Annotated in this window: 13 protein-coding genes and 2 pseudogenes; 6 read left to right on the top strand and 9 right to left on the bottom strand. The window is 71.9% G+C overall.

Translation table 11 applies throughout. The features are described from left to right. Nucleotides 1–53 precede the first annotated feature (53 nt). The 7 genes and pseudogenes from D474_RS0124650 to D474_RS29965 form a co-directional block, all read right to left on the bottom strand. A complete protein-coding gene (locus tag D474_RS0124650; protein WP_017616149.1) occupies nt 54–1,415 on the bottom strand; it encodes a four-carbon acid sugar kinase family protein in 1,362 nt (453 codons plus the stop codon). Nucleotides 1,416–1,968: 553 nt separating this feature from the next. After that, nucleotides 1,969–3,036, bottom strand: a complete 1,068-nt coding sequence (locus D474_RS0124640) for a Gfo/Idh/MocA family oxidoreductase (protein ID WP_017616147.1) — start codon at nt 3,034–3,036, stop codon at nt 1,969–1,971. A gap of 75 nt (nt 3,037–3,111) precedes the next feature. Next, nucleotides 3,112–4,046: pseudogene (locus D474_RS29975) on the bottom strand (fructosamine kinase family protein). 2 nt (nt 4,047–4,048) lie between these two features. Further along, nucleotides 4,049–4,582 carry a low molecular weight protein-tyrosine-phosphatase gene (locus D474_RS0124630; protein ID WP_017616146.1) on the bottom strand — a complete coding sequence of 178 codons (534 nt, stop codon included), beginning with the start codon at nt 4,580–4,582 and terminating at the stop codon, nt 4,049–4,051. 93 nt (nt 4,583–4,675) lie between these two features. Further along, nucleotides 4,676–5,110, bottom strand: coding sequence for a response regulator (locus D474_RS0124625; RefSeq protein WP_026118777.1), 435 nt, complete (start codon nt 5,108–5,110; stop codon nt 4,676–4,678). Nucleotides 5,111–5,155: 45 nt separating this feature from the next. Then, a complete protein-coding gene (locus D474_RS29970; protein ID WP_017616144.1) occupies nt 5,156–7,147 on the bottom strand; it encodes a HAMP domain-containing histidine kinase in 1,992 nt (663 codons plus the stop codon). Beyond that, nucleotides 7,144–8,337, bottom strand: a pseudogene (locus tag D474_RS29965) (PP2C family protein-serine/threonine phosphatase); the annotation flags it as partial. The pseudogene D474_RS29965 and the gene D474_RS29970, both read right to left, overlap by 4 nt. Before the next feature lie 479 nt (nt 8,338–8,816). On the opposite strand from D474_RS29965, the gene D474_RS0124610 reads away from it, so the two are divergent. The 3 genes from D474_RS0124610 (at nt 8,817) to D474_RS0124600 (ending at nt 10,579) form a co-directional block, all read left to right on the top strand. Further along, nucleotides 8,817–9,491 (top strand): biliverdin-producing heme oxygenase, encoded by a 675-nt coding sequence (locus D474_RS0124610; RefSeq protein ID WP_017616142.1) that lies wholly within the window; start codon nt 8,817–8,819, stop codon nt 9,489–9,491. A gap of 45 nt (nt 9,492–9,536) precedes the next feature. Then, nucleotides 9,537–10,187, top strand: a complete 651-nt coding sequence (locus D474_RS0124605; RefSeq protein WP_017616141.1) for a TetR/AcrR family transcriptional regulator — start codon at nt 9,537–9,539, stop codon at nt 10,185–10,187. 131 nt (nt 10,188–10,318) lie between these two features. Next, nucleotides 10,319–10,579 (top strand): hypothetical protein, encoded by a 261-nt coding sequence (locus D474_RS0124600; protein WP_026118776.1) that lies wholly within the window; start codon nt 10,319–10,321, stop codon nt 10,577–10,579. On the opposite strand, the gene D474_RS0124595 is transcribed toward D474_RS0124600, so the two are convergent. Beyond that, nucleotides 10,560–11,459, bottom strand: a complete 900-nt coding sequence (locus D474_RS0124595; RefSeq protein WP_017616139.1) for a 3'-5' exonuclease — start codon at nt 11,457–11,459, stop codon at nt 10,560–10,562. The genes D474_RS0124600 and D474_RS0124595 overlap by 20 nt on opposite strands. Before the next feature lie 245 nt (nt 11,460–11,704). Between D474_RS0124595 and D474_RS0124590 the strand changes: the two genes are divergently transcribed. Further along, on the top strand, nt 11,705–12,673 hold the full coding sequence (locus D474_RS0124590; RefSeq protein WP_017616138.1) for an asparaginase: 969 nt from the start codon (nt 11,705–11,707) through the stop codon (nt 12,671–12,673). 55 nt (nt 12,674–12,728) lie between these two features. Beyond that, the gene (locus D474_RS0124585; RefSeq protein ID WP_017616137.1) at nt 12,729–13,994 is read left to right on the top strand and encodes an NAD(P)/FAD-dependent oxidoreductase; all 1,266 of its coding nucleotides are present in this window, start codon (nt 12,729–12,731) and stop codon (nt 13,992–13,994) included. A gap of 278 nt (nt 13,995–14,272) precedes the next feature. Here the strand turns inward: D474_RS0124585 and D474_RS0124580 are convergent, their stop codons facing one another. Further along, a complete protein-coding gene (locus D474_RS0124580) occupies nt 14,273–14,464 on the bottom strand; it encodes a ferredoxin (protein ID WP_017616136.1) in 192 nt (63 codons plus the stop codon). A gap of 491 nt (nt 14,465–14,955) precedes the next feature. Between D474_RS0124580 and D474_RS32440 the strand changes: the two genes are divergently transcribed. Beyond that, nucleotides 14,956–15,108, top strand: coding sequence for a hypothetical protein (locus D474_RS32440; protein ID WP_161628708.1), 153 nt, complete (start codon nt 14,956–14,958; stop codon nt 15,106–15,108). The last annotated feature ends 75 nt before the right edge of the window (nt 15,109–15,183 follow it).

Genomic DNA, 15,183 nt, shown 5'->3' with positions numbered 1-15,183 from the left:
CTACGCTCGACCCGACGACGAACACCACCCACCCCAACCACAAGCCGTCAACCTCAGGCAGGGTCCTTGCTCAACACAGGGACCACGTGTTCAGACACCTCCGAGTGCACCTGGTGAAGCCGGGTCTGCACCGCGCGCCGGAGCTTGGCCAGGCACTCCACCAGCGTGATCTCGTCCCCGACCAGGCCTCCCTTGGCCACCACCGGCGTCCCGTCCAGCGGTCCCCCGCTCAGGTGGCCGTGCACGGCCAGCGGCACGACCTCGCCTCCTACCGCGAACGCATGCACCCCGAGCTCGTCCAGCAGGCTCGCGACCAGGTCTCCCCCGGTCAGGTACAAGCCGCTGGGCAAGGCCTGGGGCCCCTCGGTGTCGGCGAGTTCGTGGATGACCTCCGCGACGAGCCGCGCGATACGCACGGGCAGCTCGGCGCGGTCGTGGGACGGCAGGGCCCGCACGTCCTCCGCGCTGCTGATCAGCCGCAGGACGCACAGGTCCGGGAACCCGGACGAGGTCAACTGCTCGGTCAGCTCCCGGGCCACGGCGCCGGCGTGCGCGTCGGCGGGGTCACTCAGGGCGGTCGCGTCCAGGTCCACGAAACGCACGGCGCCGGTGCGGGCCACGGTCGTGAACTGACGCGCGGTAAGCGTGGTGGTGCTGGCCGATACCCCCAGCAACGGCCCGCGCGTGCCGGCCTGCCCGCGCAGGCGCAGCGCGTACGCGAGCAGCGCGCCGGTGGGGCCGGGGTCGACGGCGACCCACACGGTTCCGTCCTCGTGGTGGGCGGCGGCCGCGGCCTCGGCGATGTCGGACAGCTGCTGCTCGGAGTTGGCGTCGCACAGCACGATCGGTTCGTCGCCCGAGGACAGCTCCGCGGTGAGCATCGCGTGCGTGACCTGGCGGACCGGAACGTGCCGCACCGCCAGCTCCGTCTGTTCGGCGAGGATGTCGCGCACGACGCTGGTGCCCATGGGCCACAACGGGTCCTGCGCGAGGTCGGTGCTCTCCAGCGGGACCCCGTTGAGCAGCTGCACTCCGTCCTCAGTGATGCGCCCACCGCCGGGGAACGCCGGTGTGAACAGCACGCGCACGCGGGTTCCGGCCGGAACCCGCTCGCGCACGGCGTCGTAGGCGGCCTCGAGCTCCGCCCCGATGTTGCCGCGCAGAGTGGTGTCGGTGCGCTTGACCACCAGCCCGACCGGCCAGACCGCCTCGACCACGTCGGTGACCAGGTCCGCGGCCTGTTCGGCGGGAACGTGGCGGCTGTCGAGGTTGGCCACGACGACGTCGTGGTCGCCGGACACCCGGCTGACGTGTTCGGGGGTCACCGTGGCCACGCGCATGCCGGTGCGGGCGAACCTGGCACCGGTGGCGTTTGCACCGGTGAGGTCGTCTGCGACCACGAGTACCTGAGCCACGGCACCTCTCCTTCTCGTCTTGCGGGTCCCGGGGGATGAGCACCTCCCAACATAGGCGCAAGAAGGAGAGGTGAGGACGCCTTCCACAGGCACGGTAGCCTCCGTCGGCGCCCCCACCGGGGGTCCGGTCAGCCGCCCTCGGCGCGCGGGCCGGCGGAGGTGAGCGTCAGGTCCGCGTACCGGCCCCACACCCGCTCGGCGAGGGTGTCCAGCTCCTGGAGCACACCGTCTCTCAGCTCCGGGCCTGCGGCGGTCGCGTTCTNCCCCCCCCAGCCGGTGCACCTTGCGGGTTCCGGGGATCGGCACGACCGGCAGCCCCTGCACCTGCGCGCAGTGGTGGACCCGGGCCAGGGCGACCTGCCCGGGCGGCCGCCCGGTCCCCGGCGATGCGCGCGAGGGGGTCGAGGATCCGGGCGTCGGTCTCCGGACGGCCTTCCGCGAACCGGGGCCGGCCGCGACGGAAGTCGTGCTCGGACAGGGCCTCGGTTCTCGTGAGCATGCGGGTGAGGAACCCCGCGTCCACTGACGCCCGACGAACCCCGGGGCCCCGGGCTCAGAGCTCTACGACCGCCCCGGTGCGCGCGCTGCGGTGGGCGGCCTCGACGATCTCCAGTCCGTGCACGACCTCGTGCAGGTCCACGGGCAGGGGTTCGGCCTCGCCCACGGCGTCGCGCACCCCGACGTAGAACTCGGGGTAGGCGCCGCGTGCGCTGCGGACGGGGCGGGCCCCTTCGCCGGTGACCAGTCGGCCCCAGCGTTCCTCGGGCACCACGCCCCAGTCGGCGGCGCGCGGATCCTCACCCGCGCCGAGGCGTTCCTCCTGACCGTCGAGGCCCTCGACCACGTAGGCCCCGGCGTCTCCCAGGACCCGGAATCGGGGACCGGACTCGGCGGTCAGCGCACTCATCCACAGGTGTGAACGCCCCCCGCGCGTGTGGTGCAGGCTCAGGAAGACGTCGTCGTCGGCCTGCACGCCCTCGCGCAGGGCCGCGGCCTCCGCGTACACCGCGGTCACGGGTCCGAACAGGTTCACGGCCTGGTCGATCAGGTGCGGGCCCAGGTCGTAGAGGATCCCCGCCCCGGCCTCGACCGCGCCGGCGTCGCGCCAGGTGCCCTTGGCCTCGGGCCGCCACCGCTCGAACCGCGACTCGAACCGGTGCACCCTGCCGAGCGAACCGTCGTCGACGAGGTGCCACAGGGTCAGGAAGTCGGAGTCCCACCTCCGGTTGTGGAAGACGGTGAGCACCTGCTCCAGCTCTTCGGCCAGGGCCGTGAGCTCGCGTGCCTCGGCCGCGGTGAGGGCGAAGGGCTTGTCCACGACCACGGCCATCCCGGCCTCCAGCGCCGCCCGGGCCAGCGGTGCGTGGGTGTCGTTGGGGGTGGAGACGACGGCGATCTCGTACCGGTCGGCCTCGGCCCACAGTTCGTCGGCGCTCGTGTACACGGTGGTGTCGGGGTACCGCTCGTGCACGGCCTTCTGCCGTTCGGGGTCGCCGGTGACCACGGCCGCCAGGCACAGCCCGGGAACGGCGTCGATCAGCGGCGCGTGGAAGACCTCTCCGCCCTTGCCGTACCCGAGAAGGGCCACGTGCAGGTCGGGGCCGTCGTGTTCGTGCTCCATGCCCTCAATCCAACCACCCGCGCAGCCCTGGACGGCCCGCCCGTGACCACCCTCACGCGCGTTCCGGACCCGGGATCAGCCGCCGCGCAGGGCGGTGCGGGCGGCGTCCAGGGCGGTGGTGCGGTAGGCGGCGCCGAACAGGCAGACGTGCACGAGCAGCGGATGCAGCTGGTGCAGGGCCACACGGGTGCGCCAACCCTCGGCCAGGGGCGCGACCTCGTTGTAGGCGTCGCGGACACGGTCGAGGTACGGCAGGCCGAACAGGGACAGCATCGCCAGATCGCTCTCCCGGTGCCCTCCCTGGGCCGCGGGATCGATGAGCACGGCGTCCGAGCCCCGCCACAGCACGTTGCCGCTCCACAGGTCGCCGTGGATGCGGGCGGGCGGTTCGGCGGGCCCGGCCAGCTCGCCGACCGCGTCGACGGCGCGTTCGATCACCCTGCCGTCGGCGGGGGTGAGCGACCCCTGGTCGAGGGCGTGGCGCAGGTAGGGGCGCAGCCGCTGCTCGGCGAAGAAGGCGGGCCAGTCGTCGGAGGGTGTGTTGTCCATCGGCAGCGGACCGATGTAGCCGTCCCAAGGCGCCCCGTACTGCTCGGCCCCGGTCAGGTGNGGAGCCGTTCGGCGGCGGCCGGCGTCGGCTCGTCCTCGGCCACCCAGGGAAGCACGACGATGCGCGCGTCCCACGCCAGCGGACGCAGCGCGGGGGAACCGAAGGCCTGACCGAGCCAGGTGAGCCCGCGCGCCTCGGCGGTGAGCACCCCGGTGGCCGGGGCCCGGCGGGGCAGAGCCTTGACGAACAGGCGGGTGCCGTCGTCGAGCTCGGCGTAGAAGATCTCCCAGTCGTGACTGGTGCCCGCGCCGGCGGCGCGGCGCACGGGCCGGTCCAGGAGCACGCTCAGGCGCTCGGCCATGGTTCCGGTGACGGGGTCCCGGGGGTGGTCGCCCCGGCCGGGGGAGCCGGAGTCCGCGCCCGGCCCCCTGATGTCGCGCGCGATCGGTTCGCCCTCCACCTTCAGTCCTCGGGGCCCAGGTCCCGGTCGAGCTCGTCGGTGAGCCCCTTGGCCGCGGCCTCGATCATGTTCAGCACAGCGGTGAACCCGTCGTCCCCGCCGTAGTAGGGGTCGGGCACCTCGGGGTTGGGGCCGGTCCCCGGGGCGAAGGAGCGGAACAGGCGCAGACGCGAGGGATCGAAGCCGTGGTCGGGGCCGTCCTCCACGACGGCCGTGGAGACCTCGTCGTGGTTGTCGAGGTCCATCGCCAGCACGAGGTCGGCCTGTTCCAGGTCGGAGGGCCGGAACTGGCGCGCGGTGTGCTCGGTGAAGTACCCGTGCACCCGCAGCGTGGAGGCCGCGCGGGGGTCCATCGCGCCGCCGACGTGCCAGTCACCGGTACCGGAGCTGGTGACCTCGACCCTGTCACCCAGACCGGCGCGTTCGAGATCCGCCCGCAGCACCTTCTCGGCCATGGGAGAGCGGCAGATGTTGCCCAGGCACACCACCACGACACGGTAGGGGCCCTGGGGGTCGCGCTGCTTCGGCAAGCTCATGCCCCTCACCGTAACGGAGAACGGCCAGGGCGGCCCGCCGCCCGTCCGCGTGGTGTCCCCGTATCGCAGGGGTTCCGGGCTCCCGAGGGGTCCTCAGGCCTGGGGCAGGCGCACGATGGTCACGAAGAAGTCGTCGATCTTGCGTACGACCTGGATGAACTGGTCGAAGTCCACGGGTTTGGGGACGTAGGCGTTGGCGTGCAGTCGGTAGCTGCGCAGCACGTCCTCCTCGGCCTCGGAGGTGGTGAGCACGACCACGGGGATGTGCGCGAGCTCCTCGTCGCCCTTGACCTCTTCCAGGACCTCGCGCCCGTCCTTGCGGGGCAGGTTGAGGTCGAGCAGGATCAAGTGGGGCCGGGGTGCCTCGGAGTACTCGTCCTCGCGGCGGAGGAAGCGCAGGGCCTCGACGCCGTCGGAGACCACGTGGAGGCGGTTGCCCACCTTGTGTTCCTCGAACGCCTCCTTGGTCATCAGGACGTCACCGGGGTCGTCCTCGACCAGCAGCACCTCGATCGGATGCACCAACATGACCTCGCTCACGCTCACAGACCCCCGGTGGCCGGGGGAGGACCCCTAGTCGTCGGGGGAAACCGTACCGCTGTCGGGTCCTCGGGAAGGACCCGTACCGGCGTCGGCGGACTCGGAGCCCTCACCGTCCTCGGCGGGCTCTTCGCCCTCCTCCTCGGACGCCACGGGCAGGGACCAGCATATGCGGGTCCCGGTCTGCCCGGACTCCCGTTCGGTCGTGTCCAACCAGATCCGGCCGCCGTGGAACTCCACGATCTTCTTGCACATGGACAGGCCGATCCCGGTGCCCGAGTACTTGTCCCTCGTATGCAACCGCTGGAAGATCACGAAGATGCGGTCCGCGTACTGCGGTTCGATTCCGATTCCGTTGTCCGTGCAGCAGAAGATCCATTCGTCACCCTCGCGGCGCACGCCGACGTGCACGCGCGGCGGGTCCTGGCCGCGGAACTTCACGGCGTTGCCCACGAGGTTGAAGAAGACCTGCGTGAGCAGGGTCCGGTCTCCCTCGACCGTGGGCATGCGGTCGCCGGTGACCTCGGCCTCGGCCTCCTCCAGGCGAGCCGACAGACTGACCAGGGAGTCGGTGAAGGCCACGTCCAGGTCCACGGGCGCGAAGTTCTTGGTGCGTCCGACCCGGGAGAAGGCCAGCAGGTCGTTGATGAGCGTCTGCATGCGCTTGGCGCCCTCGACCGCGAAGACGATGTAGGAGTCGGCCCGGTCGTCGAGTCGGCCCTGGTAGCGCCGCTGCAGGAGCTGCACGAAGCTGGCGATCTTGCGCAGGGGCTCCTGCAGGTCGTGGGAGGCCACGTAGGCAAACTGCTCGAGCTCGAGGTTGGAGCGGCGCAGTTCCTCGGTCTGGCTCTCCAGGAGCCTGGACTGTTCCTGCAGCTTGCGGCGGGCGAAGGCGACCTCGTCGAGATCCTGGACGATGCGTTCGCGCATGGAGTCCACGTCCTGGCCCAGACGCACGATCTCCGGTGGCCCGTGCAGCGAGATGCGGTGGGCGTAATACCCCTCCGAGACCTGGCGCATGTGCCCGGCCAGTTCCTCCAGAGGGCGCAGCACCCACTGCTGCAGCATGACCCACAGGAACACCGACAGGAACACCACGACGAGCCCGACGAGCACCAGCAGGGCGACGACCTGCTGCGTGGCCAGCGTCAGACCGCTGCGGGCCTCCTCGATCTCCTCCTGCAGCTGCTGGCTGGTGGCGTCGCTGATGCGCTCGAGTTCCAGGAACAGCACCCGGCCGCGCTGGAGGTCGGCCTGGGACGGGGTCTCGCCGTTGCCGACCTGTTCCAGGGCGGGGGCCGCGAACTCGTCGGACCATACCTCGCCGGCCTCGAGGAGCTCGTCGATGTTCTCGGCGACGTCGGGGTTGTCCTCGGCGAGCTGGTTGAGGTCGGCCTGGTGTTCCAGCAGGTTGAGGCGGGCCTCGACGTAGGGCTGGAGGAAGTCGCGGTCCTGGGTCAGGATGTAGCCGCGCAGGGCGTGGTCCTGGCTCAAGTAGGAGGCACGTGTCTGTTCGACGGCGCTCACCGCGGGGGTGAGCGAGTCGACCTGCAGACTCAGGGAGTCGCGGGCCTGGAACGCGGCCAGGGTTATGACCGAGACCGCCACGACCAGGACGACCGCGACGACGGTGAGCAGGCTGGTGACGCGGCGGCGCAGGCTCCAGGACTCGTGGGTGGAGCGCACGCGCGGGCGCGGCGCGGCGTGTACGAACCGGGTCCCTGCGTCGGGGCGGGGCCCGGCCTCGCCCTCGGGGGCATCGCTGTCGCCGGGGTCCGCACCGGCGTCGTCACCGGGGGCGGGTTCACCGTCCGGGGGCGTCTCCGCCCCGGCCTCGGGGCCGCCGGGCGCGGGACCGCCGCCGGGGTCGGCCTTCCCTTCGGGCGCGCTCGCGCCCTCTCCGTCCCCTGCGTTCCCGGAACCGTCGCTCCGGGCCTCGTCTTGGCCCTGCTCCGGACCCTCGTGACCCTGGGCCTCGGGGCCGCGCGGCTCGTCGGGGTCCTCGGGGCCGCCACCAGTGCTCACTTCGGCTCCCCGTGCTTGACCAGGAGCATGGCCACGTCGTCCTGCAGCGGGCCGCCGTTGCTGCGCTCGGCCTCGTCGACGACGTGCTCGGGCAGATGGTTCAGCGACACCCCCTGCCCCAGGACACGGCCGACGAGACGGCGCAGACCCCGGACCTCCAGGCGCTCGGGCGGGCCGTCGTCGAAGGCGTCGACGAGCCCGTCGGTGTAGAAGAGCACGCTGGAGCCCTCGGGCAGGGGGAAGACGTCGGGCTCGGCATCGGTCTCCACGGGGAACACCCCCAGCGGGGGCTGCGGCGAGGCCTCGATCTCCTCGACCGTGCCGTCGCGGATGACCATGGGCGGCGGGTGTCCGAGCACGCGCACGCGCATGCGATCGGCCCCGGTGTCCAGGCAGGCCATGCACAGCGTCGCGTACATCTCCTCCTGGGCGCGCTCGCTGACCAGGATGCCTTCGAGGTTGGCCAGGACCTCGTGCTCGGCGACCCCGCCCATGATGAGCGCGCGCCAGGCGATACGCAGGCTGACGCCGAGGGCGGCCTCGTCGGGGCCGTGGCCGCTCACGTCTCCGATGAGCACGTGGGTGGTGCCGTCCTTCTCGACGGCGTCGTAGAAGTCACCGCCCACGAGTGCGCGTTTGCGGCCTGGACGGTAGTAGGCGCGGTGGCTGAGCGGGGAGCGCTCCAACAGCACCTGGGGTAGGAGACCGCGTTCCAGGCGCATGTTCTCGCGGGCGCGCATGCGGGCCTCACGGAGTTTGCGCACGTTCTCGTCGGCACGCTTGCGTTCGACGGAGTAGCGCAGGCTGCGGGCGAGCAAGGAGCCGTCGACCTGGCCCTTGACCAAGTAGTCCTGGGCGCCGGCGGCGACCGCGGCCAGTCCTTCGTGCTCGTCGTCGAGGCCGGTCAGGACCACCACCGCCGCCGAGGGCGCGGCGTCGAGGACCTGGCGCAACAGGTCCAGGCCCTGCCCGTCGGGGAGGTTGAGGTCCAGGAGGACGCAACCGCGGAAGTTGCGGAGCTTCTCCTTGGCGTCCTTGAGGGTCTCCACCCAGGTGATACGGGTCGTCAGGACCGTGTCGGCGAGCAACTCCTCGGCCAGCATCGCATCGCCGGGGTCGTCCTCGACCAGAAGTACGTCAACCGATTCGACGGTAGCCTCCACCCGCTTGTTCAGGACGCCGTCGCCACCCGGGGAGTCGGGCCGGTGTGTCCTCCGTGGACAGCACCGGCGCCGGGGGCGGCGTCGACCGCTCCCTGGCCGGTCACGGGCACGGGGTCGTGCCCTGGGCTCCTGGTTTCCACTCATCGCCTCCGGTCGGACCGGAGGCGTTGGTACTGCTCGTGCAGACCGGCCCGGGCAGGCGGCCCGGGCCCCACCGGCGGTTCCGACCGCACGACACCCACAAGATAATCGCCGTGTCGGCCGCTTGACCAGCGAGCGCGACGAGAGACATCCGATGCCTGCAGGTGGAACCGCATCCCCATTGTGCACGCAGTCCCGGACCCCGCGGGTCATCCCGCGCGGTCTCGCGGGGGCCGCGGACGCCGGGAGGAGCACCGCCGCGCCCCGCGACCGTTGGTGACAGGTTGTCGTATCCCACTTGACACCGCTCCCCCGGGAAATGACATCATGTCACGAAATTGCCGACGGAAAGGCGGAAGACCACAGTGAGCGCCACGGCTGCGGCACCTCCCACCCAGCAGACCCCCTCCCCCTTCTCCGAGCGGCTCAAAACCGCCACCTGGGACGAGCACGAGGCCGCCGAGCAGCACGGCTTCACCCAGGCTCTGCTCGACGGGCGCCTCAGCCTGGACGGCTACACCGCCATGGTCGCCCAGCACTACTTCGCTTACCTGGCACTGGAGGAGGTCGGCCGCGCACTGAGCGACGACCCGGTGGCTGCACCGTTCCTGGAGCCAGAGCTCGAACGGGTCCCCGCCCTGGAACGGGATCTGGCGTACCTGCTCGGCGACGGCTGGCACCGCCTCGTTTCCCCCACTGCTCCCACCCGTACCTACGTGGCCCGGTTGGAGCAGATGGCCGACCACCCCGCGGGCTTCGTCGCGCACCACTACACGCGCTACCTCGGCGACGTCTCCGGGGGGCAGTTCATCTCCGAGGCCGCCCGTGGCACCTACGGGTTCGACGGCTCCCCCGGGGTGTGCTTCTACGACTTCGGAGCCCTGGGAAGCCTGCCGAAGTTCCGCGCGCGCTACCGGGAACGCCTCGACGCCCTGGACCTGTCGGAAACCGGGGAGCACGCCCTGCTGCGGGAGACCCGACTGGCCTACCAGCTCAACACCGAGGTCCTCGCCGACCTCGGCCGCACCTACGCGCCCTGATCCGGACGGCCCCGGCGGGGGTGCGCGGCGTGACACCATGGGGACATGCCCAAGATCACCGCCCCCACCATCGCCGCGCACCGTGCCCGCACACACGAGCGCATCATGGAGGCGGTCGACGCACTCATCCAGTCCCAGGGCATCGACCGGATATCCATGACCGACGTGGCCGGCGCCGCGGGTATCACGCGCACCGCGCTGTACAACTACTTCCCGGACAAACCGGCGCTGCTGCTGGCCTTCACCGAGCAGATCAACAACGCCTTCGTGGAGCGCTACCGCCAGGAACTCCCATCGGGGGTCTCGTGCGCGCGGCGCCTGTCGGCGTTCGTCCGGCTCCAGCTCGAAGGCATCGTCAAGCACCCGCACCCGCCGGCCGCCGAGCTCGGCGCGAGCCTGGGCCCCGACGCCTACCAGCGTCTGGCCGACCACGTCGCCCCGATGCAGCGGCTGTTGAGCGAGATCCTGGAGGAGGGCGCCTCCTCCGGGGAGTTCGACCCGTTGCCCGCGCACGCCACCGCGGGGCTCACGCTGTCCATGGTCGGGTCCCAGCGCATCCCGCTCGTGCAGGGCGAGGCCGACCTCGACCGCACCCACGCGCTCATCACCCGGTTCACTCTGCGCGGCCTGGGCGTCCCCACCGAAACCGTCGACACCGTGGTGCCGAAACCCGTGGCGGAGAGTGGCCAGGTGTGACCCAGCGCGATAATGGCGCGCCCGGAACACGGCCTGCCGTGTTGACCAGGCGATATCGAGTCGCTACCGGACGGAGGCATCCGTGAGAATCAGGGGCCCCAGACCGAGCAAGCTACTCGTGAGGCCCCGACGTGCCCCTAGTGCTGATCCTCCTCGGCGCCGCGCTGGTCGCGGTCGCCATGTTCAACAAGGTGCCGCAGTTCGTCCCCGGACGTGTCGTGCCCCCGCGCGTCCCCGCCCGACCAGGTCCTGTCGCCGCCACCGAACGGGTCGAACGCCCACGTGTGCGGTTGGCGTCGGCCCGGCTGACCGAGCAGGGCAGAGCGCTGCTCACCGCGGTCGGCGGCAGCGCCCTGATCATCGCTTTTTTCCTCACCCTGTCCGGTTTCTGAGACCGGCCAGGCGCACCAGCATGCCGCCCGCGGCGGTCGCGGCCACCCCCCCGGCCACCGCGGCGGCCGCTGCGACTCGGCGCCGGGCCCGGGTCCCGTTGCGGGCGGCCCGCTCGGCGATCATCCGGTCCGTCTCTCCGAAGGCGCCCCCGCACAGCAGGGGATCGAGCTCCTCCACGCGCCACGGGGACCCCCAGCTGCGCGGCGCCTCCAGACCACCCGGGAGCGGGAGGGTCCGGGGCTTCCAGCGCACCGGCTCGGGCCGGTTCGAACGCGGGGCCGTCAGCACACGCGGCACCGGACCGCGGTAGCGGAGGGTCCCGGGCGCGTTGGAGATGAGCTCGACCAGGAGCATCGCGCAGGCCCGCGCGTCACCGAGGGCTGTGTGCTGTCCAGTGGGCCAGCGCCCGCTGAGCGCGTGCGAGGCCTTGGACAGCGAGTAGCGTTCCAGATCGAGCTGGGAACGCAGTGCACGCAGCGTGCACAGGCCCGCCTGCCCCTCCGGGAGCCCGCCCGGAACCAGCTCCGAACCGAGGAAACGCCGCTCGAAGTCGAGGTTGTGGCTGACCACCACGGCACCGGAGAGCAGACGGGTCAGGTTCGGCACCAGGTCGGCGACGGTGGGGGCGCCCAGGACGTCGCTGTCGCCGATGCCGTGGAACTCCTGCCCCGAGACGTCCGCACGCGGGTCGACCAGGGTGCTGAACTCCTCCACGACCTTGCCGTCGCCGCGCACCCGCACCACCGCGAGCTCGACCACGCGGGCACCCGAACCCGGGTCCAGACCCGTGGTCTCCATGTCGAGCACCGCATACTCCAGGTCCGCCGCCCGTACCCCGACCCGTCGGCGGGTCAGAGCACCCGTTCGCAGCGTTCCCATCGTCGTGTTCCACCCTCCTGGCCGTCGATCGTCCCGGTCCGCGCCCGGGTACGGCATCCGACCCTACTGCCCACCTCGGACAGGCTTTTCCGCCGACGCAGGGATGGGCGGCGAGGCAGGAAGAAAGTAACCGCCTGCGGCGTTCTGGGCGGATGCATCCCCCGGGGTGCACGTTCCCCCACAGGACCGCCCGGCGGTGCGCGACCCGCGCCGCCCGGGCCTCGACGAGCAGGAGATCCCCTCCCATGCCCCAGAACCCGAGCCCCGAGTACGTGCCGCTGGCAGAGGCGGTCCGGTCCGGGATGCAGGAGAGCGTCCACTACGGAGCGGTGATCGGCCTGTCCCCCGACGGTCGTGTCGGACACGCCCGCGGCCCCGTGCACCGGCCCATGTTCCCGCGTTCCTCCGCCAAGCCGTTCCAGGCCGTGGCGATGCTGCGCGCCGGCGCCGACCTGGAGGGCGAGGCGCTGGCGATCGCCGCGGGCAGCCACGGCGGTGAGGCGTTCCACGCGGCCGAGGTCGGTCGGATGCTCGCCAAGGCCGGTCTGGCCCCGGACGCGCTCCAGTGCCCGCCGGACATCCCCGGTACCAAGGCGGCGCAGGCGGACCACATCCGGGGCGGGCGTGAGCCGGAGCCGGTGCTGATGAACTGCTCGGGCAAGCACGCCGGGTTCCTCACCGCGTGTGTGCGCAGCGGATGGAGCACGCACGACTACCGCGAGAACGGCCACCCCCTGCAGGTACTGGTGCGCGAGACCATCGAGGACCTCTGCGGCGAACCGGTCGCACACACCGCCGTGGACGGGTGCGGGGCTCCGCAGTCGGCGGTGACCCTCGCCGGGCTCGCCCGGGGGCTGTGGTCGATGCGGACCGCGCCCGACGGGAGCCCGGAACGCGCGGTGCTGGAGGCGATGAGCGCGCACCCGGAGTACGTCTCGGGAACCGGGCACGAGCGGGTCGACACCGACCTCATGCAGCGGATGCCGGGCCTGGTCTCCAAGGTCGGAGCCGACGGGGTCCTGGTGCTGAGCACGCCCGCCGGGGAGACCGTCGCGGTCAAGATCAGCGACGGCGACGCCCAGCTCAGGGCCCGTACCCTGGTCGGGCTCGACGCCCTGCGTGCGCTCGGCGCCGACGTCTCGGCCGTGGCCGACCGGCTGCGTGTGGACGTCGAGGGCGGCGGGGAGCCCGTGGGCGAGGTACGGCCGCTGTAGGCCCGGTCCAGGCCGGCCACGGCAGACCAACGGACACGAAGGGAAGTGGCACACGGTGCGGGAGAACACGGAGGAGATCGTCGTCGTCGGCGCGGGCACGGCCGGGCTGCACACGGCCGAGACGCTGCGGACCCAGGGCTACCTGGGGGGACTGACGATCGTCGGTGAGGAGGAGCACCGGCCCTACTCCCGCCCTCCGCTGTCCAAGGAGGTCCTGACCGGGGCCGGGCTGACCCCGTCCGGCGGCGAGCCCGGATGGCTGGCCGGGCACCGGGCCCTGCAGCTGCGCGACGAGACCGTCGTGGAGGCGATCGGGGCCGACTTCCGGCTGGGACGCCGTGCCGTGGGCCTGGACACCGGCGCCCGGCAGGTGCGCGTGCAGGGGCCCGCCGGGGAGGAGAGAGTTCCCTACGACGGCCTGGTCATCGCCACCGGCGCGCGGGCGCGGCGGCCCGACACCGACCTGGCCGGGGTACACGTGCTGCGTACCCTCGACGATGCCGAGGCGGTGCGCGCGGAGTTCGACTCCGGCGGCAGTCTCGTGGTCGTCGGCGCCGGGTTCGTCGGCGCCGAGGTCGCCGCGAGCGCGCGGGCCGTCGGCATGGACGTCACGCTCGTGGAGGCCGAGGAGACCCCTATGACGCGGGTGGTGCACCCGGCCGTCGGCGAGGTCCTCACCGACCTGCACCGGGAGAACGGCGTCGACGTTCGGCTCGGCACGAGCGTGACCGGGTACGAGGGCTCGGGCCGAGTGGAGCGGGTCCAGCTCTCCGACGGTTCCGAGGTCCCCGCGACGCTGGTGGTCGCGGGGATCGGCGTGCACCTCAACACCGAGTGGCTCGTGGGTTCCGGCGTCGACCTGCTCGAGGACGGGTCGGTGGCCTGCGACGAGTACTCGGCGACCTCGGTTCCGGGCGTCTACGCGGTGGGCGACCTGGCGAACTGGCCGCACCCGCGGTTCGGCGGCCGGATCCGGTTGGAGCACTGGACCAACGCGGGTGAACAGGGGGAGATCGCCGCGCGCAACCTGCTCGCCCGGGCCGCCGGTGAGGAGCCCACACCCTTCACCCCGGTGCCCTACTTCTGGTCCGACCAATACAAGATGAAGATCCAGCTGCTGGGCCAGGGCGCCCCGGCCGATCAGGTCACCTTCGTGCACGGTTCGCCCGAGGACCGGAAGTTCGTGGCCTTCCTCGGACGCGACGGGATGCTCACCGGCGTGGTCGGGCTGCGGTCCACGCCGCGGACCATGCGCTACCGCGCACTCCTGGAGGAACCGACCACCTGGGAAGAGGCGCTGGCCGCCGCCGGCGCGCGTTGAGCCCCAGGAGCAGCTCGTCGGCGATCGCCCGAGGTCTGCTCGTGGGTGGCCCCCTCCGCGCTCAGCCGGCGCAGAGCCGTCCTGCCCGGGTACCGGTCCTCAGCGGAGGCGAGCGCCGGACCCTCCCGGCCGACGGATCCTTCTGTGGCTGCCCGGCTTTCTCGCGGAAGACGGGGAAGGGCCCATCCGAGAGACACGGGTTCCTCTCGTCGACGCTCCATGCGGCACACCCGTCGGCGCTCGCGCACCGCATGGAGCGACCCGGGTACGGCGAACCGTCACTCGTGAACGGTGATGGCCTGCTTCGGGCACAGGCGCGCGGCCTGCCGGACCTTCTCGTGCTGGTCGGACCCCGGCTCCTCCGTCAGCAGGTACAGGAAGTCGTCGTCGCGGACCTCGAACACCTCAGGGGCCTGTCCCATGCACAGGGCGTTGCTCTCGCACTGGTCGTAGTCGACCTCGACTCGCATGCTCGTGCTTCCTTCCTCTTGCGCGGATGCACCCCGACACTAGAACACGTTCCGTGCGTGAACAGGGCCCCTGGGGAGCATTTCGCCCCATATGGAACATGTTGCCTCTCCGGCCGTTGCGTCCACCGAACGCATCCGGGCCAGATCGGTCGGCCGTTCCCGGCCACCGCAGAACCCCGTGCCATCTGGGCGTGTCCCAGCCTTCATCGACACGAGCACGAGGCGAGCAGGAGTGTGGTGCGGGCATGGAACCGGACCGAGAAGGCACAGAGCAGGATCTCCGGGACCACCGGCCGGACACGGAACGCCACAGGCACCCCTCGGAGCACGAGCCGGAGGAGGCAACGGGATCGGGCGAAGCACGGGAACCACACGTCCCGGACGATCCGCACGGGGCACACAGGCAGGGCGGGCCCCTCCCTCAGCGCACCCGGACCGAGCCCTGTACCCGGAGCACGGGCGCTACGCGGGCCCTCCCGAGCCCGGCCCTGTTGCAGGAGGAGGGACCCTTCGAGGTCGGCGGACACGTCGAACCCACCGACGTGGGCCCCGGTGACGCCACGCGCGAGGACGGTGGCAGGGCCTCCGGTCCCGACCCGCGCAGCAACTGCGCCGTCCCGCGTGGGGACGGCGGATCCTACTGACGCCGTGCCCCGGATGCTGTTCGTGATGCCGGGGCCCGGACGAGCGGGGCCGGGAGGCCACCCCCGGCCCCGCGC

This window comes from Nocardiopsis salina YIM 90010, assembly GCF_000341025.1.
Taxonomy (GTDB): domain Bacteria; phylum Actinomycetota; class Actinomycetes; order Streptosporangiales; family Streptosporangiaceae; genus Nocardiopsis; species Nocardiopsis salina.
Note: the sequence above shows the minus strand (reverse complement) of the source record. Positions and strands in the feature narration are given on the sequence as shown.